This is a genomic window from Exiguobacterium sp. RM11, assembly GCF_059821525.1.
Genome location: NZ_CM187558.1, coordinates 2,113,795 through 2,135,703 on the forward strand (window position 1 = coordinate 2,113,795; position 21,909 = coordinate 2,135,703).

The window sequence follows — 21,909 nt, forward strand, 5'->3', positions numbered from 1 at the left end:
TTTTGAGCCATAAAAAAGAGCACGTTGTCCGCGCTCTTTTCAATTACTTCTATTGTACATGAAATGTTTCAATAAGAAAACGCTTCCAAAAAGTTCGTTTGTAAGTGATATAATCCCGTTCGGCTTTGAACGTGAACGAGCGCTTGGAGCGACTCATCATCCATAAGTAAATCATCAATCAATTTGTGATACGCCTGCTTTTTCGGTTCCGTCGTAGCTGTAATCAATAAGATGGCTTTCGCGTGAATCGTTTCACCAGTGATCGTCTTCATCTCGCATGGATTCAACAGATGAAGGAGTGAGATGCCGTCTCGTTTTGAAATCGAGAGCGGGACGTCGATGACAGCAACCGGCTCGGCCACGTCACTCACTCCGGACGGAATAATCGCTTCTTGATTCAGGATCACTCGTGTAAATGAAGAATCGACAATCTCTTTACGTTCCAACTCTAGCCCTATCGCCATGACAGCCCGTTCAAACGTCGCTTGTTCCGTCACCCACATCCGACTTGGATCCATCCATTCACTGAGCCTTCGATACATCGTTACTCCTCCTATTTTGATCAGCATCTACGAAAGCGTTTGCATAAATTATGATACGCCTTATTTTTTCTAGGTGCAATCCGTAGCATCATCGTTCACGAAACTGCCAAACATCTATAATCCTTTGCTATACTTTGCAGTGAAGTATTTTAGTCAGATGTATAGATTTTTGTGTTGAGGGGGGAGAACATTGCTCGAAAAACTTATTCATATCTTTGATTTGGACATCCAACATTCCGCTCCTGTTGAAAATTCATTTAGTTCAACTGTTTATCGATGTGTGCAAACTAGTGGTGAGACTGTCTATGTCAAAATCCCATTCTCGAGAGTGAAATTGTTTCGTGAACTTGAAGCTTACCGACTTTTAAAAGCTCACATTCCAATCCCGACATTGCTAGACTTTTGGACCGGTGATGAACATTCAATCGGTGCCCTGCTCTTGAAAGAATCAACCGGTGTACAACTTTCCGTAGATTCATCGGCCACAATCGCTTTTCAGGTGGGACAAGTGCACGCTAAGATGCATTCCATTCCACCACCAGCTAATCAAAAGATCACATATATCGAAAATGTTTTTCAAGAGTGGCCACAATTTCTAGATCGTCAATTTTATAGTTTTGCGATAGATGCAAAGCCTTTGTTGGAGGAATCATTATATAACAAAGCCATTCATACTTTTGAAAAAATGAAACTGCAGCTCCCAGAATCTGATGGACCTAGTTTTATACATATGGATTTTAGACCAGGTAATATCCTTGTCACATCATCTGAAGTCTCAAGTTTGATTGACTTTGAAACCGTTCGTTTTGGTTCAACAGAAGTCGATTTCACTAAGATTTATCGGGACTATCTGAGTCATGACTTACAGTTATATGAAGCCTATCAAGAAGGCTACACAAGTATTCGACCATTGATCGATCTCGAACGTGTTCTTCCGTTTTATCGATTTACTGATGCTTTTAACAGTATTGGGTGGTGTAACCGTAGAGGACTTGAACAAAATATAGATTTTTATGAGAGAAACCTAGACATCCTTAAAGCAGAAATAAGTTAACCTTTCTTTGAATCACATCAAAAAGGTGTTTCGGAAATGCATCCCGAAACACCTTTTTACTTTTAACTAATCAAATCAACCAATTCCTCGAGCTCAACATTTCCGAAGTAGTGCTTCAGATCGAGTTGTAACAATTGCTCGCGGATAGCCGCACGTTCGAAACGAGTCCCGACGAGCGCCTGTTCGACATCTTGGATGTCACCGACACCGAAGAAATCACCGTAAATCTTCGCTTCAGTGATTGTCCCTTTGTTGACGTTCAAGCGGACATCGATTGTCCCGATTGGGAAACGACGTTTCGACTCGACATCAAACTTCGGCGATTTCCCGAAGTTCCAGTCCCAGTTCGCATAACGTTCTTTCGAGATATCATGGACAATTTCCCAATCCTCATCACGAAGCACGTAACGCTCTGGCTGCTCTCCATCGTAAATCGAATGGAGCAACGCCTCGACGAAATGTTCCATCTCCATCTCACGCTCTAAAAATTCAGTGATGTTCGCTACACGACTACGGACCGACTTAATTCCTTTTGAGCGCATTTTCTCTTCCGAGACATTGAGCGAGTTGACGACTTCTTCAATGTTCGAGTTGAACATGAGCGTCCCGTGGCTGAACATACGTCCGCGCGTCGTGAATTGTGCGTTCCCACTGATTTTACGTTCACCGACCTGAATATCGTTACGGCCTGTTAGCTCCGCCTCGACACCGAGGTTACGTAAGGCATCCACGATTGGTTGCGTGAACTTCTTATAGTTATTGAACGAGTTGCCATCGTCTTTTGTGATGAAGCTGAAGTTCAAGTTTCCTTCATCGTGATAGACGGCACCGCCACCAGAGAGGCGACGTACGACATCGATGCCGTTCTCTTCAATGTACTTCAAGTTGACCTCTTCAGACGTGTTTTGGTTTTTCCCGATGATGATCGATGGACCGTTAATATAGAACAAGAAGTAGTCTTCATGGTCTACGTTCAAGTGTTTTAAGATATACTCTTCGACCGCCAAGTTAAGCTTTGGGTCGCGGATATCTGGATTAAAAATAAATTTCACAGTCTATTTCCTCCTAGTCGGATGTTCGTTACTCGTATTATACGAGACGAGACGATGACTCGACAAATCTTTTACTTCCACTCACCTGTCATCACTCGTTTCAAGGCGTTCGCCACCCCATACTCGTCGTGACGCTCTGTGACGTGGTCGCTGATAGCAATCAAGTCCTCATGGCTGTTCCCCATTGCAATCCCTTTTCCGGCCACTTTGAACATCGGTACGTCATTCAAGTTATCACCGATGACGACGACTTCTGATAAATCGATACCGTAATGTTCAGCGAGCTTCGTCACACCGTTTCCTTTATCTGCGCCGTGTGCCATCACTTCAATGTTGTCATTACCTGAAGATGTGACGTACACACCTTCGACTTGTGCTTCGATTTCTTTCCAAAGCGCCGTCATTTTCTCGAGATGGCTTGAGAACGCGATGAACTTATAGACACGTCCTGCTTCCTCACGAATGAAGCTCTCGATGTCGTCGACAATCTTGACGTCTTCATTGACATAGTAGCGATTCTTAAAGAATTCATACATCTCGAGCGAGCGGTCGTCACCATTCGCTTTCAGGTTTTTCATCGATGCTTCAATCAAGTCGCCACGGCTCGCCACGAGTCCAGCTTCCGTGTACATCTCGTAAAAGACGTCCGCATACTTATGGTCTTGATGAAGGACTTCAATGACCTGAAGTGCCTCTTCGATCGTCAAGTCGATTTCATGAAGGACTTCTCCTGATGTGTCGAGCACGCGTCCCCCATTCGACGATACGATTGGGCAAGAAAGGCCGACCTCATCTAGGATTTGTTTCGCATTCACATAGTTGCGCCCCGTCGCAATTGCGAATCGAATGCCTGCTGCCTCTGCTTCACGAACGATTTCTGCCGTCTCGTTCGCAATCTTGGTGTGGTTGTGCAAAATTGTACCGTCCATGTCTGATACAAAAAGTTTATACGTTGCCATCTTCCATCACTCCTTTTTCTCTTTCGCTTCTAACTATAACAAAAAGAGAGGGATTCGGAACAATCCGAACCCTCCCTTCATCAAATCTCAATTTTTTTCACGCAATGCTTTCACTTGTTCCCGCACACTCTTCACACAGTCTGGCATCCCGATTCCGTCATAGGCGATTCCAGCCAGAATGACTCCAGGATATACCCGGCTCATCTCGGCACGAAGCGCTTTGACGCGATCCGCATGAAAGACGGCATACGGTGGCAGACCGTCACGAAGTCGACTGACGACTGTCTGAATCGGATCACGGTGAATTTTCATGAGACCTCGAAGATCATGTAACGCTGTCTCGATGATTTCTTCATCGGACGCTTCCACGATGTCATCTGCCCCCGGTCGACCTAAAAAGACACGGAGGACGTGATATCCTTCCGGCACGGCATGTGGCCATTTTTGGTCGATGAACGTACAAGCCGTTATCGTCACGTCTGCTTCCTGACTCGTCACAAATCCTGTCCCAACGAATGGGAGCTCGATATCTTCTTCTTTAAAGACAAGCGAGCAAGTCGCCGTCGCATGCGGTTTCATATCCGCCAAAAAGTCACTATCGACTTTCGGGAGGAACTGACGAATGAGGCGTGGTGGGACCGTCAATACGAGATGATCCGTGTCGATATCTCCACGATTCGTGAATAATCGATACCCGTCCTCACGCTCGGACACTTGCTCGACGGAACAGTTCAATACGACCTCCGTCCGTTCCAATCGTTCGGCCAGACGATCCGTGAGCGATTTTAGTCCTCGTTTTAATGAGGCAAACTGTCCTACTTTTTTCGCCCCAACTTCAGCGACCCGTTGTTCGGGACGTAGATGACGCATCCCTTCATACAAGTTCCCGTATTTCTTTTCTCCCTCGATGAACTGAGGGAATGTCGACATCGCACTCATTTGATCGATGTCCCCGGCATAGATACCAGAGAGCAACGGTTCGATCAAGCGGTCGACAATCGGGTCCCCGACACGTTCACGAAGGTAAAGACCAAGCGAGACGTCCGAATCTGGTGCTTCTACATCAGGTGGTGTCAGCAACATCTGTTTCAAGTTTTCGTGTTCTTCTTCCGAGAGCAACGTCGTCTCACGAAACGCGTTGACATCTAGCGGAATTCCCATCACTGTCTGCTTCGGAATCGGATGGAGTCCGTCATGATGGAGAACGTAAGCCTGTCCGACGCCGTTTCGAACGAGTTCATCACCTAAACCGACGTCTTCAATCAATTCTGTCATAGCTGTCTTTCTAAAAACGTACGAATCCGGTCCACGTTCAACCGCAAACTCGCCCGTCTCATACGTGTCAATCTTCCCACCGAGACGGTCTGTCGCCTCAAGCAATGTGATTGAAACGTCTTCCGGCAAATAACGCTCCGCATAAAAAGCGGCGGTGAGACCTGTGATCCCACCACCGACAATCGTAAATTTACGCATGATGCACGATCACGCTTTCCATTCGATCCGCGATGGCTTCGATGAAGCTTCGCTCTGCATTTGGCATAGCTGGACGTGCGTAATGGACACCGAGGCGGTCACAGACGACTTTACATTCGACATCGTTATCGAACAATACTTCGAGGTGATCTGCGACAAAGCCGACCGGCGTGTAGACGAACGCTTCATAGCCATGCTTTTCATAAAGTTCAGCCGTTAAATCTTGCACATCCGGTCCAATCCATGGATCCGGTGTATTTCCTTCTGACTGCCAACCGACTTCCACGTTCGGTACACCTGTCGCCTGAGCAATCTTATCTGCTGTCTCTTTCAATTGATCTGGATACGGGTCGCCCCCAGCCAAAATCTTTTCAGGAAGACTGTGTGCCGATACGATGAGACATGCTTTTTCAGCCGGTACAGGCAAGTTCGCAAACGTCTCTTTGATCGCCTCTGCCCACCAGTTAATAAATTTCGGCTCGTCATACCACGAGTCGACTGAACGGATGTCGATGCCATACTTCGCTGCTTCTTCATGAGCACGACCGTTATATGACTTGACGCTATATGACGAGTAATGAGGTGCCAAGACGACCGATACCGCTTCTTTGATGCCGTCGTTCGCCATTTGCGCGACCGCATCTTCTACGAACGGTTCGATATGCTTCAATCCGATATACAGTTTGAACTCGATTTCACCTACATGGCGCTCATTCAAGATGTCACGAAGCGTCTCCGCTTGATCGATCGTGATTTTTGCGAGCGGAGATACGCCGCCAATCGCTTCATAGCGTTCCGTCAAATCTTGGAGCGCTTCCGGCGATGGTTTACGTCCGTACCGAATATGCGTGTAGTAACGTTCGATATCTTCCGGCTTGTACGGTGTCCCGTACGCCATGACAAGTAGTCCGACTGTTTTCATGATTCATTGCCTCCCATTTTTTCGCGTGAGTAATCGTGAATGAATGCCGTCAATTTGACGAGTACGGCTGGATCGACTTCCGGGAACACCCCATGTCCCAAGTTGAAGACGTATCCTGGCTGCTTCATTCCTTCATCCAAAATCTCTTTTACCTTCTCTTCGATGACCGGCCACGGTGCCAGTAAGAACGACGGGTCCAAGTTTCCTTGGACAGCCTTTGTGATCCCGCGGTCGCGCGCTTCTTGTACCGATAGACGCCAATCGAGTCCGACCACATCTAGTGGAAGGTCGTGCCATTCTTCGATTTGATGGCTCGCTCCGACTCCATGCATGATGAGCGGGATGTCGAGGGAACGTAATTCTTTGAAAATACGTTCCGTCGTCGGCTTGATGTAACGCGCATAGTCTTTACGGCTGAGCGTCCCGACCCACGAATCAAACAATTGGAACGCTTGAATGCCAGCATCCGCTTGCGCCTTCGCATACGTGATGACCATGTCACCGAGTTTTTCCATCAACGCATTCCATACATCCGGTTCTGCATACATGAGCGCTTTCGTACGATGGTAGTTCCGTGACGGACCACCTTCGATCATGTAGCTCGCCAATGTGAACGGCGCCCCTGAAAAGCCGATGAGCGGGACTTCTAATCGTTCCCGAAGTAAACGGATTGTGTCGAAGACGTATGAGATATCATCTGGGTTTAACGGTTTTAAGCGTTCCACATCTTCCATCGTTCGATATGGATTGTCGATGACCGGTCCGATTCCGCTCTTAATCTCGACATCCACCCCCATCGATGGAAGTGGCGTCATGATGTCTTTATATAGAATGGCCGCGTCGACTCCGAGTTGTTTCACCGGAAGTTCCGTGACATATGCACAAAGTTCAGGATCATGCGTGATCTCGAATAGTGACCTCGTCTTTTTAATCTCTCGATATTCCGGTTGATAGCGTCCGGCTTGGCGCATATACCATACAGGTACATAGTCTGTCGCCTCTCCTTTAAACGCTTTTAAAATAGTATCGTTCATACGTCGCGTCATTCCCCTCTAAATTTCTCCTACACTCTTTATTCTCGTGTTTGTGAACTCAAAAACATTATACAGAAATTAATTAGAATTATGCTAATGTGAAGCATTTTCATTGTGTTTTCTTTGTGTCATTTTTTTGTCGGAAATGTTCGGAAAGCCGAATTCAACTGACCGCGAATCAAATCGTCACGCTGCTTCGCCGATAATCGACGCTCTCGCTCTTTAATATCTTGAATTCGCCATCCATCTTCCAATTTAGTCGCCACTTCAACCAAACGCTCCACGTCATGGAAAGAATATTTACGTGAACCGCCTTTCGTACGTTCAGGAAAGACGAGACCTTTTTCTTCATAATAACGGACCTGACGCTCAGAAAGTCCCGTCAACTCAGTCACGACACCCATCCCAATCACTTTCTTCGATTTATAGTCCATTTGCCCTCGCCCTCCTCAATAAAAAAACTATGTCAGATAATCTGACAAAATGCAATCCAACATCAAATTTTCGTTTTACACTGAAGTCAACTTTTGGAAAGCACCTAAGAAAAAGGAGGGCATGAACATGGAAGACATTCTCTATTATATGGACACGCTGTATGTACTCATCGCTGCATTGCTCGTATTGACGATGCAATTAGGTTTCGGATTACTCGAGACAGGGACGCTTCGGGCGAAGAACGCCGGTCACGTCGCGGTCAAACAAATTATCAGCCTCTCTGTGGCGGCACTCGCTTTTTGGGCGGTCGGATTCGGCCTCTCGTTCGGTGACGGAACGACTTGGTTTGGGACAGAAGGATTCTTCTTAAGCGGATCGTTCACAAGCCTCGACTGGGCGAACGTATCAATCGACATCAAATTCTTATTCCAGTTATCATTCGTTGCGGTATCCCTCGCTATCGCTTGGGGTGGATTTGCGGAACGGGCTAAGCTTTCTGCCTACGTTCTCTTCGGTATCTTCTTCGTCGCCATCCTCTACCCGATTGTTGCACGCTCAGTATGGGCTGGCGGAATGCTCGGATCAATGGGGATGCAAGACTTCGCAGGTTCGGCGGTCGTTCACCTTCAAGGTGGGATGGCGGCTCTCATGGCGACTATCATCTTGAAACCACGTCGCAAGACGGAATCACTCGCTGGTCACAACCACGTGTTGACGGTCGTTGGCGGTCTCGTACTTTGGCTTTGCTGGTTCGGATTCAACGCTGGTTCAACGATGTCGGTCGCTGACGGATTCTTCGGTTACGTGGCGTTGACAACAATGCTCGCAACAGCAGCTGGTGCGCTTGGTGCCCTTGCCATTGTCATGCTCCACCGTAAGACGGCAGACATCCCGACGATCGTCAACGGTGTTCTCGGAGCACTCGTTGCCATCACAGCAGCTTGTGCGTTTGTAGAGCCTTGGGCAGCAGTCGTCATCGGTGCCCTCGCATCGATTGCAACTTACGGAACGAGCATCTTGATGGCAAAATATGTGGACGACCCACTCTGCGCCTTCTCTGTACACGGCGTGGCTGGTATTATCGGGACACTCGCACTCGGTTTCTTCGCTTCTCCTCGACTCGTCGAAATTACAGGTATCGGTTCTGCCGGTCTCTTCTACGGCGGCGGATTGACACAGCTCGGCGTTCAGACACTCGGCGTATTGATCGCCATGGTCATCGCTGGTGGCGGAAGCTACGCGTTCTTGAAACTCCTTGACGTCACAATCGGTCTTCGCGTTACAGAAGAACAAGAAGATGTCGGTCTCGATATCGCAGAGCATGGTGTATCAGCATATGGTGAAGTCGAAGAAACAACAGAGAAACCAGGACGCCTTCCGAAGATTCTCGGTTCGAGCGTATCGGTTATGTCTCCTAAAAAATAATTCGAACTATCGATTGATAAGGAGGGGTTAGTCACCAAAATATGGTGACTAACCCCTTTTTCGCTTTACACCAATTCAAATAACGGTAAAATGAAGTCGTGAAATTTTTACGCATCATGACATTTACTGGAGGTATGACTTATAAACGCTCTTGATTTCGCACTATTCTTACTCGTTTTTATTTCCGTTATGATCTTCTTTTTTGTAAAGTTCATCAATCGACCGAAAAGAAGATGAACAACTATTAACATGTCAAAAAATCATCTATCGCTTAATACAAAATGAAAGACGAACGAGATGTTGTTTGAACCGTCTCGTTCGTCTATTTTTTTGTATATCTATTCGTCACTATTTACGTCAACCGTCTCAAGTAATAACGAATGACCACAATGGATAAAATCAGCCCGACTGCCGCGTCCCATGTCGCACCAAATCCAACCGAGGCGAGCACGAGCACGATGGATTGCACGATGAGTAACCGCATCGCCCACCACGAATAGCCTTCGATTCGCTCTTGACGGGTGATTGGTAGCCAGGACACAATGGAAATCGCCTCTAACCGTTTAAACAATGGAACGAGCTGTAACGCTGTCAGCCCTACAAATAGTGGTGTGACGAATCCTACATACCAACCGCCTGACATCCACATGACGATGAGCGCCACCGCCGTCAATCGAAGAATCAGGTCGAGGGAGTCGTTCGAACGAATAATCCGAAGACCGTACACGTAACGGGACGCATCGACGCGTTGGAGCACTCGTTTTTCGAGCAGCTTTGTCAGAAGTCGTCGTTCCCGCACTTCTTCTTTCAAGGTCGGCAAGTCGACGAACCAGCTGATGACTCGTTCAAACTGAGCCCGACTCTTCTCCTCAAGCGCCAACCAGTGTAAAAGTGGGATTCGTTCGTTTCGTTTTACATGTAAGAAAATGAACGACATGAACGCGGGCACCCACGCCCACTCTGTCCAATCCATTAGAAGACATGCGCCGCTCACGAGCGCGAACGGGACGATGAGCCATTCGCGTACCCCTTCCACTTTTGCCAATCGACCTGCAGCCGAAAGTAACATCATCGTGACAACGAACGATAATACCTCAATTCCCGTATAGCTCTCCGTCCGCACGAGAAGCGGCAATAAAATGAGTAAGACGAGAAGTGCTCGGATTGTCGCAAAGCCGATATTGAACAAGCGCACACCAATCATATAGGAACGAATCATCCCTAGTTCCGGGAGGAGGAACACTTGATCCGCCTCTTGGATAAACGTTCTCGGACGATGACCGAGCGGGATGAGAATGAGAACCGCTGCGGCAATCCACACCCCCGGAAACGTCCCATCAATTCGTTCTAAAAAGTTGTTGTAGACAAATGCCCCGTAAATCAAAGTGAAGTAGAGTGTGAACAAGAGTCCGCCGTTTGCGACGTAGCGACTATATTTGACGACCTCTTCCATCCAGTTGCCGAGTCTTGATGTAAATCGATTCATGACGACCGTTCCTCCGACGCAATCGCCTCTACATAAATGTCATCGAGTGTCGCATCAGGTGACAATTGATACTTGTCTCGCAACTGTGCGGCCGTCCCGTTCGCGATGACGACACCTTGATGAAGGAAGACGAAACGGTCGCAATGCCGCTCCGCTGTCTCAAGAATATGGGTCGACATCAAAATCGCACAGTCTTGTTTGTACTCATCAAACAGTTGGAGCAACTGACGAATCGCTAGTGGATCAAGACCGACGAACGGCTCATCGACGATGAGGAGCGGCGTCTTCGTCACAAGGGCGCATAAGATCATCGCCTTTTGTCGCATCCCTTTTGAAAAGACGGACGGGAACCAAGTAAGTTGTTTTTCCATTCGCATTTCTTTTGCTAAACGCTTCGTCCGTTCGGTCAATTCTTCAGGACTTACGTCATATGCTTTCCCCATCAACTCAATGTGTTCTTGTAAGGTTAACGTCTCGTATAAAATCGGTGTCTCCGGTATGTAACTTACTTTCTTACGATACCTTTTTTCTGAAGACTCTAATGTTTCTCCATCAATTTCGATTTTTCCGGATAGTGGTGACAAGAGACCCAAAATGTGTTTGATCGTCGTCGATTTTCCAGCTCCATTTAGCCCTATCAACCCAACAAGCTCTCCTTTTTTCACTTCAAACGAAACGTCGTGCAAAACTTGCTTTCCGATATATCCGCCGTTCAATCGATCGACGTGCAGCATGAAAACCACACCTTTCATTTTCAACTTTTTTTCGTGATATATGTTTTAAATGTTGTCACATGGGAATAATCTGAACTGTAAGGCATTTTAAAATAAAACATCAATACTCCCATTGTTCCACAAAATCGTTGAAAAGAACAATGGGCAAACAGAGGAAGGAGAAATGAATTATGGGGTTTATTCTTTATTTGATTATCGGAGGTATCATCGGTTGGTTAGCAGGATTAATTTTAGGTAAGGACGTACCAGGTGGAATCATCGGTAACATCATCGCAGGGATCATCGGTGCTTGGTTGGGTGGACTCATCTTCGGTGATTTCGGACCAATCGTAGCGGATATCGCGATTATCCCAGCTCTTATCGGTGCGATTATCCTTATTTTAATCGTATCGTTCGTCATGAAATCAATGCGTAAGAAATAATTATTTATGTACAGGAGGGGCTTCCATAATGGAATGTCCCTCTTTTTTCATTGAATCAATAAATACATCGCGTCATTTTTTTCAATAAACTGCTTCTCCGTTTCAAGACCAAAGAACGTGAAGAATGATTCGAAGAAGGATTGACCGTAATCCCACTCTGTTCCGAGTTTGTGTTCTGTCTTTTCATTTGGTTCGCCGAGTAATGCAATCAAGTCGTCTGGTCGTTTATCAAGATCGATTAAAACTGACTGCACGTCTCCCTTTTCAAACACGACAGTCAATCGCTCATAATCCCATTCATCGTCACGTTTCCCATCTGGCTCTCCTAACGTTTCTTGAACCTTTCCTTCTGATTGTCCAATCAACGAATCAATCGTTTCTAACGGATGACCGGTTTGCGCTTCTACTTCGATCTCAATCAACTCTGCCCGCTTCAAATCGAACTGTCCCACAATCGCTTCACTCGATTCCGGCATCAATGCATACTCGAGCGATTCAGGAGATGTTAATTGAATCGTCTCTGTTTCGGACACCGTCTCACCATTCGCCACGGCGACCGCCTTCACATCATAACTTCCTGGCATCTTCTCGAACGTGAATCGTCCGTTCGCTTCATCAATCCGACCGACGCGCTGCCCATCGACCCAAATATTCGTCAACGGTACGTCTGAAGTGACATCGATTCGTTGTGGCAATAATTCAATCCGATAATCTGAAAAGCCAAAGCGCCCTTCACCTGTATCAATCAATCGAAACAGCCCTTCCGCTTCCATGCCTTTCGTCCGATTTGCGCGATCTTGTGCGACTTCGGCGATGGCATCGCCACGAATGGATTTTTCATCGTTCAGCCAGCCCATAAACCGCAGTGCCTCAGCACGCGTTAACGTTTCGCCTTGATATTCTACCTTTTCCTCAAAGAAAGCACGGTCTTCCTCTAATAAGGCCTCTTTAAATGCGACGTGAATCTTATCTTGCTTCGCCGCTGGTTTGTATCCATATATATAGAAGACAATGGCTCCGACTAAAATAGTGAAAATAGATAATAGAAGAATCATTTTGGAATGACGTTCTTTCTTTCGACTTCTTGTATACGACATCTTTTCGCCTCCTTTCTTCAGTGCTTACTTCAAGTATAAAAGGAATCATTCTCTCTTCCAATCGTTCTTGCGCCTGAATTTCCGTGGTATGATGAAACAGAAATGACTTTTTAGAATGGAGGAATATAGATGCATACCGATCCAACCTGTATCTTTTGCAAAATCGCTCAACAAGAAATCCCGTCGTATCGGGTATATGAAGATGAGGCGGTCGTCGCTTTCCTCGACCTCTCGCAAGTGACAAAAGGTCACACGCTCGTCATCCCGAAACATCATGCGAAAAACGTTTACGAGCTACCTGAAGAGGTCGCAGCGGACGTCTTCAAACGCGTCCCGACCATCGCGAAGGCCATTCAACGCGAAACAGGGGCAATCGGCATGAACGTCTTGTCGAATGCTGAGGAAGTTGCCGGACAAACGGTCTATCACTTCCACATTCATTTAATTCCACGTTTCGGACACGAAGATGGATTCGGAGCAAAATGGATTACACAAAATGATGCGTTCACATCTGAAGAACTCACAACCCTCGCATCGAATATTCAATCACACGTTTAAGACAGACCGAGACCCGTCAATCGATGACGGGTCTCGTTTTTTATGATTGATTGATTGAATCAAGGTGACGTTTCCGTTCTTCTTCTAATTGCGCTCGCTCGACCTGAAGTTTGATTGCCACTTCGTATAACTGTTGACGCGTCTTAACAGATGTCGCTTGTTCAAATTCTTTTCGTAATTCAGTTAGACGGGTATCTATTTCAAGCATACGTTTTTCTCGTATCGATTCTTCGCGTGCCTGCTCTGTTTGTTTCGACGCTTCATACCCCGCCTCTAGTGTGTTCATAATGGAGTCGGCCCAAGTGTCATCTCCCAGTCGTTTCGCAGCGAGATACAGGTCAAGCATGTCATCTACCCAACGCTTCGCTTTCTCCACTGAGGATCACCTTCCTTTACCTGTATTTTAAAATAAAATGATTTTTCGGTCAAAATTGAATGTTCTGAAAAATTTTATTTGCGATATAGGTTTTTAATCACTCTTTTTTGGTAAAATAATATGAAAAGAATGTAATTCGGATTATCCGAGCTTGAGGAGGGGAATGTTTTGTCGAGTCGCCAACGTCGAGATTGGATTGCTTTCGGCTTTGTTTTAGCATTTTTAGGAGTTGCCACGTTTAAAAAACTGGCGCGAGGTACCTCAAACGATGCTGCTGCTCAACAACATCGAGCATCCACAATCACTACGCTAAAAGAACAATTTGGGAATGTGGCGAAACATGCATCGCAAGTTGCCGCCGCAGGGAAATTGCAAGGAAAAGAATTGACTGATCAAGTGAAAGCCGAAGTCGAACGCTATCAACAAGACATTCAGCCTTCAGTCGAGCGAATTCAAGGGAACCTTCAGGAACTCTCGAACGTACAGTCTGCTATGACTGACAACACTGTCAATCAAACACAGTGAGTGTTTGAGGTCATCGTCCGTCGATTACTTTTGATTTTTTATCCGGAAAGGATGGATCGAAATGGAACACGAAAAAGAATTCACTGGCCCTGAGGCCATGCTCTATAGCCACAAAATTATTCAATTGAGTAAGGCTTTGTGGAAAACCGTCGAAAAAGATTGGCAAAACTGGATTAAACCATTTGATTTAAACATCAATGAGCACCACATCTTATGGATTGCCCACGCGTTAGGCGGCGCATCGATCTCTGAAATTGCAAAATATGGCGTCATGCACGTCTCGACCGCTTTCAACTTCTCGAAGAAGTTAGAAGATCGTGGATTACTTACGTTTTCGAAAAAAGAGACGGACAAGCGAAACACGTATGTCCAATTGACACCTGAAGGAGAATCGTTGTTGCTTGAAACGATTCACGCGTTTGATCCAGAAGGAAACGGCGTATTCCGCGCTTCACTTCCGCTCCAAGAACTTTATGGCAAGTTCCCTGACTTAACAGACATGACGGCCATCGTGCGTCGTTTATATGGGGACAACTTCATGGATATCTTTGCTGAAACATCAAAAATGATCACAGAAGAGGCAGGCAGACGTCCTGATGAGGATGAACTCAGTCAAGAAGCCTAACCTGCCGATAGAGTGGCTCTGTGACGTCTAACTCGATTCCTTGACGGACGCATGCCCCAAGAATCGTTTTCACGTCTAGCCTTGAATCTAACATACCCACAAAATGGACGAGCAACGGTTCTATGGACGTAAACCCATAGCGCATTTGCTCGTTTTGTCGTGCCCGAATATCCTCAAGCAACTGATAAAACGCCTCTACGTCCTGCTTCGTCAAGTTCGCTCGAATCACTTCATATTCAAACGGACGGTCCGTCCAATCGACAATCTCGAGTAAGATCTTCATCTGATATGATAAATGCTCGACCTTCTCTTCTAGTGACACTACCCTCACCCCATCATTTCACATTCTATTACATCATTATACGACAGGATTGTGTGCTATGATACTGTACAGACAAGAGAACAGCTGTCATGATTAGGAAAATGTGATATAGTCGGACTTAGAAACTTTAAAGAATTATTAGGGGTGGAATACATGTCAAACGGAATGACAAACGAACCAAAAAAGCAAGATAAAAAATTCTCAACCGGCGCTCTCGTCGGTGCATCTGCACTCGCACTGATCATCGGTGCTGGCGGCACATACGCAGCGACAAACGCAGGTGGCGAATCAGACGATTCAGCAGTCGTCACATATAAAGGCGGCGAAATCACACGCGGTGAAATCGCGGACATGAGTTACGACCGCATGGTGCCACAACTCGCATTCCAAGAGACGATGAATGCACTTCTTGAAAAAGAATATGGTGATCAAGTCGAGCAAGAAAAAGTAGATGAAGAGTTCAGCAAAACAGAAGAACAATTCAACTCAAAAGAAGAATTCGAACAAGCGATTCAACAAGCCGGCATGAGCGGCACAGAAGAGTTCAAAGAAGCGCTTCGCGGACAAATGCTTGTCGACGTAGCAAAATCTGAACTTGTCGACGTGACGGATGAAGAAGTTGAAGCACAGTTCGCAAAAGAAAACGTGGAAGTGGAAGCTAGCCACATCCTCGTCGAATCAGAAGAAGAAGCACAAGACATCATCAAACAGTTGAATGACGGTGCAGACTTCGCTGAACTCGCGAAAGAAAAATCAACAGATACAGGTTCTGGTGAAAAAGGTGGAGAGCTCGGTTACTTCTCTACAGGCACGATGGTACCTGAATTCGAAGAATATGCATTCAAAGAAGACGTGGTTGGAAAAGTCTCTGAGCCAATCCAATCGCAATTCGGTTTCCACGTCATTAAAGTGACAGACCGTAAAGAGAAAGACTTGAAACTCGAAGACGAGAAAGACCGTATTCGTGAAGAGTTGGCAACAGAAAAATCAGCTTCTGTCGATGCAAACAAAATTTACGCGGAGTTGATTGAAAAATACAACGTTGACGTAAAAGATGCAAAAGCAGAGCAACAATTTGACGCTGTCAAAGAAGCAATCAAAAACGCAGACGAGTCTTCTGAAGAGTCGACTGAACAATAAGACAAAAATGGCACTCCGTAATGGAGCGCCATTTTTTTATGGACATATTATAACTTTGGACGATAGAAGGCACGGTTATCGAGTGCCATGACACGCTCCGTAAACGTACCCGGCTCGACACCTTCATACGCTTTCTCGAACATGTTCATCCGCGCGTCGATGTTGTCGATGAAGAATAACATCTCCGCTTCAGGGAGTTGTGGCGTATTCGCCGATCCCCACTCCGGTTTCCCATGATGACTTAAGACGAGATGTTGCAACAACGTCGTCACTTCTCGGTCCGTCCCGAGCTCACGTGAGACGACTTCTAGTTCAGATGCCATGAGTGAGAGATGGCCGAGCAACTTGCCTTCAAGCGTATATTCTGGTGTAATCGCATCCGACAACTCGATGACTTTCGCCAAGTCATGCAAGATCACGCCCGCAATCAACAGGTCTCGGTTCAACGACGGATACAGGTCACACATCGTGTCCGCAAGCTTCAGCATCGACATGACGTGGAATGCGAGTCCGGAATAGACCGCGTGATGATGTCGCACAGCAGCCGGATACGTGAAGTATGCCTCTTCGTGACGATTGACGACTTCTTCAACGAGACGACGAATCTCATCGTGTTGAAGTGACGTGACGAACCCACGGATTGTCGTTTCAAGTTCCGACTTCGGAATCGGCGCCGACCGAACGTACGGAGCGATATCGACTTCTTGCTCGATGATTGAAATTTGCTTCAACTTCAATTGCGTCCGTCCACGATAGTCCATCACTTCACCGGCCGCATGGACGATTTTTTTCGTCGCATACTTTTCGGTATCCGAACTATCCCATAATTTCGTTTCGATTTCGCCACTCTCGTCGCAAAGGATTAATGTTAAATAAGGCTTTCCGTTCCCGGCAAGTCCCTTATACGATTGTTTGATCATGACATATTGGTCTAGCGTGTCGCCCACTTTGAGCTGACCGATTTTTGTCGTCAATGAAAGCACCTCTCTCTTGTTCAGTACCTTCATCTTATCGAAACTTTGCGACAGATGCCAACATTCCTGACAATTTGGGAATACTACTACTATAGCGAATTGGAGGAATAGACAATGGAATGGGATTGGTACACGCGCCCCGAGGATTATGTGGAAGTAGATTCTCGATATGCACTGGCCTATACGTATTGGCTCGAGCAGTTGACGACCGCAAGTGTCACTAAAATCGTGGTCGAGGATGGTTATATGTACGGGTCACTCACACTCGACTACGAGCAGTTAGAACGTGAGCCTCAGAAGATTGGGCACTATTTTATCGGGCCTGATTTTTTATGGACGATTGGATTTGACGATTTGCATCACGAATCAATCCTTGCGAAAGACTGCAACTCACCGATTGAAGCGTTCTATGAGTTGCTTGCCGAACGGATGAACAATTACTTTCACGGAATCGATGAATTCGAAGAACGACTTCTCGTGGCACAGCGAGAAATGGCAGGACAAGTCCCTGCCACGTTCATGAATGAAATCTTTGGTCTTCGGAGTGAGATCGAACGTTGGTCCGATACCGTCACTCCTTATAAAGAACTTGTCATGGCAGGACGTGAGGCCTTTCTCGATATCGACCTACAGACGTTGAGACCTTATCAACTTGCGGATTATCGAGTAAGTCGACTATTGACGTTGATCAATCACTATCAAGGTGACGTCATCGCGATGACAGACCTCGCCTCGACACTTTCTAACTTTCGGGGAAATGAAATCATGAAGGCGCTCACCGTCTTCACGGCACTCACGACCCCTGTCGTCGCGTTCGGCGCGGTATGGGGGATGAACTTTAAAGCGATGCCTGAACTGGACTGGCCGCTCGGTTACGCGTTCGCCTGGTTGATGATTCTATTCTTCACCCTTCTTATTCAAGTATGGTTGAAACGGAAGAATTGGATTGGTTCGTTGTTACAATTCCCGAATCAAACCACTTCATCAAAGAATAAAACGAAACAAAAATCTAAAAAAACGAACAAAAGTTCGTTATAATAAAGAAAAGAGATTTGCACAGGAAAGGTGATGTTATGGAACGACTCATCATTCATGTGGACATGGATGCCTTTTATGCCTCCGTCGAACAACGGGATCGTCCAAATTTACGTGGAAAACCTGTCATCGTCGGTGGACCACCTCACAGTCGTGGAGTCGTTGCCACTTGTTCATATGAAGCGAGGAAGTACGGCGTACACAGCGCGATGTCATCACGTCGCGCTTTTGCCTTGTGTCCACACGCCACGTTTGTCAAACCACGATTCCAAGCCTATCGACAAGTCAGCACACAGGTCATGGACATCTTTAAGTCGGTCACTCCTCTCGTCGAACCTTTATCCCTTGATGAAGCCTATTTGGACGTGACCGAAAATACGCTGTTGAGCACATCAGGTCCGTATATCGCCCGCTATATTCTAGGCGAGATTAAACGTCGTACCGGTCTTACGGCATCCGCTGGCGTCGCGCCTTCAAAATTCGTCGCAAAAATTGCGTCCGGCTTTGATAAGCCGAACGGCCTTACCGTAGTCTCGTCTGAGAAAGTCGCTGATTTCCTCGCTCCCCTCTCCATCGAAGCGATGCATGGTGTCGGAAAAGTGACCGCCCAAACGCTTTATAAAAGTGGCTATCATACAATCGGTGACCTTCAACAAGCTCGTCCCGAACAACTGAAGGCCATCTTTGGACATGATCGCGGACAACAACTGTATGAACTGGCACATGGACGAGATACGCGTCCTGTCGTCGCCACACGAGAGCGTAAGTCGATCGGATCGGAAACGACGTTTGCGTTTGACATCGACGACCCCGAAGAAGTATTCGAACGGGTCATTCCCGAAATGGAAGACGTGTTGCGTCAGCTCGATCGTCGCGAACTGAGTTGCCAAACAGTCACCATCAAATTAAAGACGAGCGAGTTTCAGGCTAGAAGTCATCAAATCAAATTGAATCATCCGACGCATGACCATGATGAGATTCGACGACTAGCAAGACGCCTCTTCGATGAGATGAATGTCACCGAGCCCGTTCGCTTGATTGGACTGACCGTATCGGACTTGATTCCTCGAACTGAATCCACACGTCAACTGACATTTGACGAACTAACGAAACCTTCTCTTGAAGAATGAATGACCATTCATTAAAATAGAGAAAAAGGGGGTCATGTGAATGGAGACATACACGGTGACAGGATTCGAAAATGATGGCACACTCGTGTTGAATGAAATGTTCGAAGCGAGCGATGATCAATCGGCCAAACAGCAAGGACTCGACATGCTTCGAGCAGCAGGGCATGAACATAAAGGTGCGCGCATCGTTCGCCGGGGACAACTCATCTATTTCGAACGCTGCAAATTACCGGGGAAATTAAAAGGAACGGCATCTTAAGACAAGGCAGACCGACATAAACGGTCTGCCTTTCTCTATTCAACACAACGTTAGAATGGAAAGAGAAACAGAATCATCAGGATTCCGACGATCCCGGTGAGCAGTTGTAACGGCACACCGACTTTGACAAAGTCTATAAACCGATAGCCTCCTACACTAAACACCATCGCATTTGTCGGAGAACCGAACGGTGTCATGAAAGCAAGGGAGGCTGAAATGGCGACAGCGATGACGAACGGGACTGGACTTACCGCCATGGATTCCGATAGAGCGATGGCTAGCGGAATAAACAAAATAGCAGTCGCGGTGTTCGAGATGATTTGACTGAGGACCATCGTCGCAAGAAATAAAACGACGAGGACCCAGGCTGGACCAAAGCCCGCGAACGACTGCCCAATCCAGTCGACAAGCCACGTCATGATCCCCGCCTTCTCAAGCGCTGTTCCTACCGGGATCATCGCGGCAATCAAGACGAGTGAAGACCATTGAATCGATTGATACGCAATGTCTAGGTGGCGCACGGCGCCGCTCATCACCATCGCAAGTGCTGCCAGCCAAACCGCAACGGTCGGATCAACCCATTCAAACACGAACAACGTCATCATCATAACCATGATCACACCTGCCGCAAGTTGATGATGACTCGACACCGTCCGATTCGCTACATCCGTCACCCGCTCGTTCGAGAGGAGTAGTCGTGCCTCTTGTTCAACCCGCTCTAAATCGTCCCACTTCCCTTGTACCATCAACAAGTCCCCTTGTTTTAGCGGCGTATCTTTCAGGTGTACTTGTGCAATTTCTTCTTGTGGGCGGATGACACGCAAGACGTTCACATGAAACTCATTCCGTAACTGGCTCTCATGAAGACATCTCCCTACAAGTTGACTCGACCCTGGAATCGTGAACATGACGATGCCACCGGTCTTGTCATAGACGTTTGTTGCCTCAACCTGCTGAAACGGAATGTGTTGTTGTTCCGAGAGAGAACGGACTCGCTGCTCATCCCCACTGACGAGGATCGACCCGGCACGCAATACGGTGTCAGCGCGAGCAGTTTCGTAATGCCGCCCTATCCCTTTCACTCGTTCCTTTAGGACGATGATACCGTCACGCGACCATTTCAATTCACTTAGTCGTTTGCCAATCAACGGATGTACCTCGTCAATCGACAGGACATACACGTTCGGGTTGATCGTCTCGATTGCACCGCCTCCATCCCATTCCCTTGAACGATTATCTTCGAGCAAGCGATTTCCGACGAGACGAAAATAGAACAAGCCGACAATCATCACGACCGCACCGATTGGGAGCAAAGAAAAGAAGCCAATCGGCACATCAATTAGACCTCGTAGCGATTCAGCTGCGACAAGGTTCGGCGGTGTCCCAATCAATGTCATCGTCCCTCCGATGCTCGAGAAGAAAGCAAGCGGCATCAGATACGTCTTTGCGGATCGTTTGATTTGTCGTGACATCGCCATGACGACAGGAATGAGCAATGCGACCGTCCCTGTGTTCGACATGACGCTTGAAAGCAAGGCGACGGTCAACATGAACAAATAAAAGAGTCGTGTCTCACTTCCGTTCGCGTACGGAATGAGTGCAGATGCCAATCGTTCCGCTAAACCGGAATGAAACAACCCTGCTCCAACGATGAACAGTCCAGCAATCATCAAGACGACTGAATTTGAGAATCCCGCCATCGCCTCACCCGGCGTCAATTGATTAGTTAGGACGAGACATAAAAGACCAATCAATGCGACCAAGTCTGCTCGGAGCCAACCTGTTATGAAAAAGAGAATCATCCCGAATAGAATGAGCACGGTCCACATGCCAGTTCACCCTTTCCCCATCATTATACTTTCATTATAAACCCTCTATGAAAACGCTTACTTCAATCTTGTGACAATCTCATCAACAAAAAAGCGGATGGCTCAATCGCCATCCGCTTCTCACATCTTATTGAACTTCGTTTTCATTCACCATCGGCGCGTAAAGCTCCTCAAGTGGTTTCATGATGATTTTCGTTACTTCTGTAACGAGCTGGTGCATGCGTTGCTCTTCTTGCATGAGCTCCATGATCAATTCGTTCTGTTGAACGCTCATCATTTTCGTTTGCGCATCCATCATTTCCTGCTCAGAGATTTCTTCTCCTTGCATTTGCTTTTGTTGAAGCGTCATTTGGATGTTACGGAAGTCAGCGAACAACTGGTTCGCTTCCGCATCCGCATTGACACGATCGTATAAAGAAGAGAGTGTTGTGAACTCTTCAGAATCGCGAAGTGCTTTCTCCAATTGGTAAGCTTGGTCGTACAAGTTTGTTTGTGACATGT

25 protein-coding genes are annotated in these 21,909 nt (G+C 46.8%); 10 read left to right on the forward strand and 15 right to left on the reverse strand.

The window, feature by feature from the left end; translation table 11 throughout:
• Positions 1–68: 68 nt before the first annotated feature.
• Positions 69–542, reverse strand: coding sequence for a PTS sugar transporter subunit IIA (locus AC5LIL_RS10985; RefSeq protein WP_214785397.1), 474 nt, complete (start codon positions 540–542; stop codon positions 69–71).
• A 190-nt stretch (positions 543–732) separates the two neighbouring features.
• On the opposite strand from AC5LIL_RS10985, the gene AC5LIL_RS10990 reads away from it, so the two are divergent.
• The gene (locus tag AC5LIL_RS10990; protein ID WP_499824143.1) at positions 733–1,596 is read left to right on the forward strand and encodes an aminoglycoside phosphotransferase family protein; all 864 of its coding nucleotides are present in this window, start codon (positions 733–735) and stop codon (positions 1,594–1,596) included.
• Positions 1,597–1,658: 62 nt separating this feature from the next.
• On the opposite strand, the gene lplA is transcribed toward AC5LIL_RS10990, so the two are convergent.
• The 6 genes from lplA to AC5LIL_RS11020 form a co-directional block, all read right to left on the reverse strand.
• The gene (gene lplA, locus AC5LIL_RS10995; RefSeq protein ID WP_214696188.1) at positions 1,659–2,648 is read right to left on the reverse strand and encodes a lipoate--protein ligase; all 990 of its coding nucleotides are present in this window, start codon (positions 2,646–2,648) and stop codon (positions 1,659–1,661) included.
• 71 nt (positions 2,649–2,719) lie between these two features.
• Positions 2,720–3,607 (reverse strand): Cof-type HAD-IIB family hydrolase, encoded by an 888-nt coding sequence (locus AC5LIL_RS11000; RefSeq protein ID WP_214785398.1) that lies wholly within the window; start codon positions 3,605–3,607, stop codon positions 2,720–2,722.
• An 87-nt stretch (positions 3,608–3,694) separates the two neighbouring features.
• Positions 3,695–5,080 (reverse strand): protoporphyrinogen oxidase, encoded by a 1,386-nt coding sequence (gene hemG / locus AC5LIL_RS11005; protein WP_499824144.1) that lies wholly within the window; start codon positions 5,078–5,080, stop codon positions 3,695–3,697.
• Positions 5,073–6,002 carry a ferrochelatase gene (gene hemH / locus AC5LIL_RS11010; protein WP_214696193.1) on the reverse strand — a complete coding sequence of 310 codons (930 nt, stop codon included), beginning with the start codon at positions 6,000–6,002 and terminating at the stop codon, positions 5,073–5,075. Before hemH ends, hemG begins: the two co-directional genes overlap by 8 nt.
• On the reverse strand, positions 5,999–7,048 hold the full coding sequence (gene hemE / locus AC5LIL_RS11015; RefSeq protein WP_074032631.1) for a uroporphyrinogen decarboxylase: 1,050 nt from the start codon (positions 7,046–7,048) through the stop codon (positions 5,999–6,001). Before hemE ends, hemH begins: the two co-directional genes overlap by 4 nt.
• A gap of 116 nt (positions 7,049–7,164) precedes the next feature.
• The gene (locus AC5LIL_RS11020; protein WP_074032630.1) at positions 7,165–7,470 is read right to left on the reverse strand and encodes a MerR family transcriptional regulator; all 306 of its coding nucleotides are present in this window, start codon (positions 7,468–7,470) and stop codon (positions 7,165–7,167) included.
• Positions 7,471–7,591: 121 nt separating this feature from the next.
• On the opposite strand from AC5LIL_RS11020, the gene AC5LIL_RS11025 reads away from it, so the two are divergent.
• On the forward strand, positions 7,592–8,896 hold the full coding sequence (locus AC5LIL_RS11025) for an ammonium transporter (protein WP_224860203.1): 1,305 nt from the start codon (positions 7,592–7,594) through the stop codon (positions 8,894–8,896).
• Between the two features lie 352 nt (positions 8,897–9,248).
• Here AC5LIL_RS11025 and AC5LIL_RS11030 read toward each other — a convergent pair whose 3' ends face one another.
• Together AC5LIL_RS11030 and AC5LIL_RS11035 are read right to left on the reverse strand one after the other, a co-directional pair.
• The gene (locus AC5LIL_RS11030; RefSeq protein WP_499824145.1) at positions 9,249–10,382 is read right to left on the reverse strand and encodes an ABC transporter permease; all 1,134 of its coding nucleotides are present in this window, start codon (positions 10,380–10,382) and stop codon (positions 9,249–9,251) included.
• Positions 10,379–11,116 (reverse strand): ABC transporter ATP-binding protein, encoded by a 738-nt coding sequence (locus AC5LIL_RS11035; protein ID WP_263600772.1) that lies wholly within the window; start codon positions 11,114–11,116, stop codon positions 10,379–10,381. Before AC5LIL_RS11035 ends, AC5LIL_RS11030 begins: the two co-directional genes overlap by 4 nt.
• A 170-nt stretch (positions 11,117–11,286) precedes the next feature.
• Here AC5LIL_RS11035 and AC5LIL_RS11040 point away from each other — a divergent pair, with 170 nt between their 5' ends.
• Positions 11,287–11,538, forward strand: coding sequence for a GlsB/YeaQ/YmgE family stress response membrane protein (locus AC5LIL_RS11040; RefSeq protein WP_031421191.1), 252 nt, complete (start codon positions 11,287–11,289; stop codon positions 11,536–11,538).
• Positions 11,539–11,585: 47 nt separating this feature from the next.
• Here AC5LIL_RS11040 and AC5LIL_RS11045 read toward each other — a convergent pair whose 3' ends face one another.
• Complete coding sequence (locus AC5LIL_RS11045; RefSeq protein WP_499824146.1) at positions 11,586–12,635, reverse strand: hypothetical protein; 1,050 nt, start codon at positions 12,633–12,635, stop codon at positions 11,586–11,588.
• Between the two features lie 129 nt (positions 12,636–12,764).
• On the opposite strand from AC5LIL_RS11045, the gene AC5LIL_RS11050 reads away from it, so the two are divergent.
• On the forward strand, positions 12,765–13,193 hold the full coding sequence (locus AC5LIL_RS11050; protein ID WP_214696201.1) for an HIT family protein: 429 nt from the start codon (positions 12,765–12,767) through the stop codon (positions 13,191–13,193).
• 40 nt (positions 13,194–13,233) lie between these two features.
• On the opposite strand, the gene AC5LIL_RS11055 is transcribed toward AC5LIL_RS11050, so the two are convergent.
• A complete protein-coding gene (locus tag AC5LIL_RS11055; RefSeq protein ID WP_214696207.1) occupies positions 13,234–13,569 on the reverse strand; it encodes a hypothetical protein in 336 nt (111 codons plus the stop codon).
• Positions 13,570–13,737: 168 nt separating this feature from the next.
• Between AC5LIL_RS11055 and AC5LIL_RS11060 the strand changes: the two genes are divergently transcribed.
• Positions 13,738–14,094: a hypothetical protein gene (locus tag AC5LIL_RS11060; protein ID WP_499824147.1), complete on the forward strand. Its 357-nt coding sequence runs from the start codon at positions 13,738–13,740 to the stop codon at positions 14,092–14,094.
• A gap of 61 nt (positions 14,095–14,155) precedes the next feature.
• A complete protein-coding gene (locus AC5LIL_RS11065; protein ID WP_015880933.1) occupies positions 14,156–14,719 on the forward strand; it encodes an HTH-type transcriptional regulator Hpr in 564 nt (187 codons plus the stop codon).
• On the opposite strand, the gene AC5LIL_RS11070 is transcribed toward AC5LIL_RS11065, so the two are convergent.
• On the reverse strand, positions 14,703–15,041 hold the full coding sequence (locus tag AC5LIL_RS11070; protein ID WP_224860194.1) for a DUF1878 family protein: 339 nt from the start codon (positions 15,039–15,041) through the stop codon (positions 14,703–14,705). The genes AC5LIL_RS11065 and AC5LIL_RS11070 overlap by 17 nt on opposite strands.
• 153 nt (positions 15,042–15,194) lie before the next feature.
• Here AC5LIL_RS11070 and AC5LIL_RS11075 point away from each other — a divergent pair, with 153 nt between their 5' ends.
• A complete protein-coding gene (locus AC5LIL_RS11075; RefSeq protein WP_499824148.1) occupies positions 15,195–16,181 on the forward strand; it encodes a peptidylprolyl isomerase in 987 nt (328 codons plus the stop codon).
• A gap of 47 nt (positions 16,182–16,228) precedes the next feature.
• On the opposite strand, the gene AC5LIL_RS11080 is transcribed toward AC5LIL_RS11075, so the two are convergent.
• Positions 16,229–17,188: an HD domain-containing protein gene (locus AC5LIL_RS11080; protein ID WP_499824149.1), complete on the reverse strand. Its 960-nt coding sequence runs from the start codon at positions 17,186–17,188 to the stop codon at positions 16,229–16,231.
• A gap of 81 nt (positions 17,189–17,269) precedes the next feature.
• On the opposite strand from AC5LIL_RS11080, the gene AC5LIL_RS11085 reads away from it, so the two are divergent.
• The 3 genes from AC5LIL_RS11085 to AC5LIL_RS11095 are packed head-to-tail and all read left to right on the forward strand — an operon-like array spanning position 17,270 to position 19,579.
• Complete coding sequence (locus tag AC5LIL_RS11085) at positions 17,270–18,193, forward strand: CorA family divalent cation transporter (protein ID WP_499824150.1); 924 nt, start codon at positions 17,270–17,272, stop codon at positions 18,191–18,193.
• Positions 18,194–18,228: 35 nt separating this feature from the next.
• Positions 18,229–19,320, forward strand: coding sequence for a DNA polymerase IV (gene dinB, locus AC5LIL_RS11090; RefSeq protein ID WP_499824151.1), 1,092 nt, complete (start codon positions 18,229–18,231; stop codon positions 19,318–19,320).
• A 40-nt stretch (positions 19,321–19,360) separates the two neighbouring features.
• On the forward strand, positions 19,361–19,579 hold the full coding sequence (locus tag AC5LIL_RS11095) for a YhzD family protein (RefSeq protein ID WP_074032616.1): 219 nt from the start codon (positions 19,361–19,363) through the stop codon (positions 19,577–19,579).
• A 50-nt stretch (positions 19,580–19,629) separates the two neighbouring features.
• Here the strand turns inward: AC5LIL_RS11095 and AC5LIL_RS11100 are convergent, their stop codons facing one another.
• Positions 19,630–21,408: an SLC13 family permease gene (locus tag AC5LIL_RS11100; protein WP_499824152.1), complete on the reverse strand. Its 1,779-nt coding sequence runs from the start codon at positions 21,406–21,408 to the stop codon at positions 19,630–19,632.
• Positions 21,409–21,535: 127 nt separating this feature from the next.
• Complete coding sequence (locus tag AC5LIL_RS11105; protein ID WP_074032614.1) at positions 21,536–21,907, reverse strand: YlbF family regulator; 372 nt, start codon at positions 21,905–21,907, stop codon at positions 21,536–21,538.
• Positions 21,908–21,909: the final 2 nt, after the last annotated feature.

Excerpts from the sequence above, each read along its gene's own strand:
- hemE (WP_074032631.1), bottom strand. The coding sequence starts at position 7,048 with ATGACGCGACGTATGAACGATACTATTTTAAAAGCGTTTAAAGGAGAG.
- AC5LIL_RS11075 (WP_499824148.1), top strand. The coding sequence starts at position 15,195 with ATGTCAAACGGAATGACAAACGAACCAAAAAAGCAAGATAAAAAATTC.
- hemH (WP_214696193.1), bottom strand. The coding sequence starts at position 6,002 with ATGAAAACAGTCGGACTACTTGTCATGGCGTACGGGACACCGTACAAG.
- AC5LIL_RS11020 (WP_074032630.1), bottom strand. The coding sequence starts at position 7,470 with ATGGACTATAAATCGAAGAAAGTGATTGGGATGGGTGTCGTGACTGAG.
- AC5LIL_RS11095 (WP_074032616.1), top strand. The coding sequence starts at position 19,361 with ATGGAGACATACACGGTGACAGGATTCGAAAATGATGGCACACTCGTG.
- AC5LIL_RS11065 (WP_015880933.1), top strand. The coding sequence starts at position 14,156 with ATGGAACACGAAAAAGAATTCACTGGCCCTGAGGCCATGCTCTATAGC.
- AC5LIL_RS11085 (WP_499824150.1), top strand. The coding sequence starts at position 17,270 with ATGGAATGGGATTGGTACACGCGCCCCGAGGATTATGTGGAAGTAGAT.
- AC5LIL_RS11080 (WP_499824149.1), bottom strand. The coding sequence starts at position 17,188 with ATGAAGGTACTGAACAAGAGAGAGGTGCTTTCATTGACGACAAAAATC.
- AC5LIL_RS11105 (WP_074032614.1), bottom strand. The coding sequence starts at position 21,907 with ATGTCACAAACAAACTTGTACGACCAAGCTTACCAATTGGAGAAAGCA.
- AC5LIL_RS11040 (WP_031421191.1), top strand. The coding sequence starts at position 11,287 with ATGGGGTTTATTCTTTATTTGATTATCGGAGGTATCATCGGTTGGTTA.
- AC5LIL_RS11050 (WP_214696201.1), top strand. The coding sequence starts at position 12,765 with ATGCATACCGATCCAACCTGTATCTTTTGCAAAATCGCTCAACAAGAA.
- AC5LIL_RS11100 (WP_499824152.1), bottom strand. The coding sequence starts at position 21,408 with ATGTGGACCGTGCTCATTCTATTCGGGATGATTCTCTTTTTCATAACA.
- AC5LIL_RS11035 (WP_263600772.1), bottom strand. The coding sequence starts at position 11,116 with ATGCTGCACGTCGATCGATTGAACGGCGGATATATCGGAAAGCAAGTT.
- AC5LIL_RS11025 (WP_224860203.1), top strand. The coding sequence starts at position 7,592 with ATGAACATGGAAGACATTCTCTATTATATGGACACGCTGTATGTACTC.
- AC5LIL_RS11000 (WP_214785398.1), bottom strand. The coding sequence starts at position 3,607 with ATGGCAACGTATAAACTTTTTGTATCAGACATGGACGGTACAATTTTG.
- AC5LIL_RS11045 (WP_499824146.1), bottom strand. The coding sequence starts at position 12,635 with ATGTCGTATACAAGAAGTCGAAAGAAAGAACGTCATTCCAAAATGATT.
- AC5LIL_RS10985 (WP_214785397.1), bottom strand. The coding sequence starts at position 542 with ATGTATCGAAGGCTCAGTGAATGGATGGATCCAAGTCGGATGTGGGTG.
- dinB (WP_499824151.1), top strand. The coding sequence starts at position 18,229 with ATGGAACGACTCATCATTCATGTGGACATGGATGCCTTTTATGCCTCC.
- AC5LIL_RS11030 (WP_499824145.1), bottom strand. The coding sequence starts at position 10,382 with ATGAATCGATTTACATCAAGACTCGGCAACTGGATGGAAGAGGTCGTC.
- hemG (WP_499824144.1), bottom strand. The coding sequence starts at position 5,080 with ATGCGTAAATTTACGATTGTCGGTGGTGGGATCACAGGTCTCACCGCC.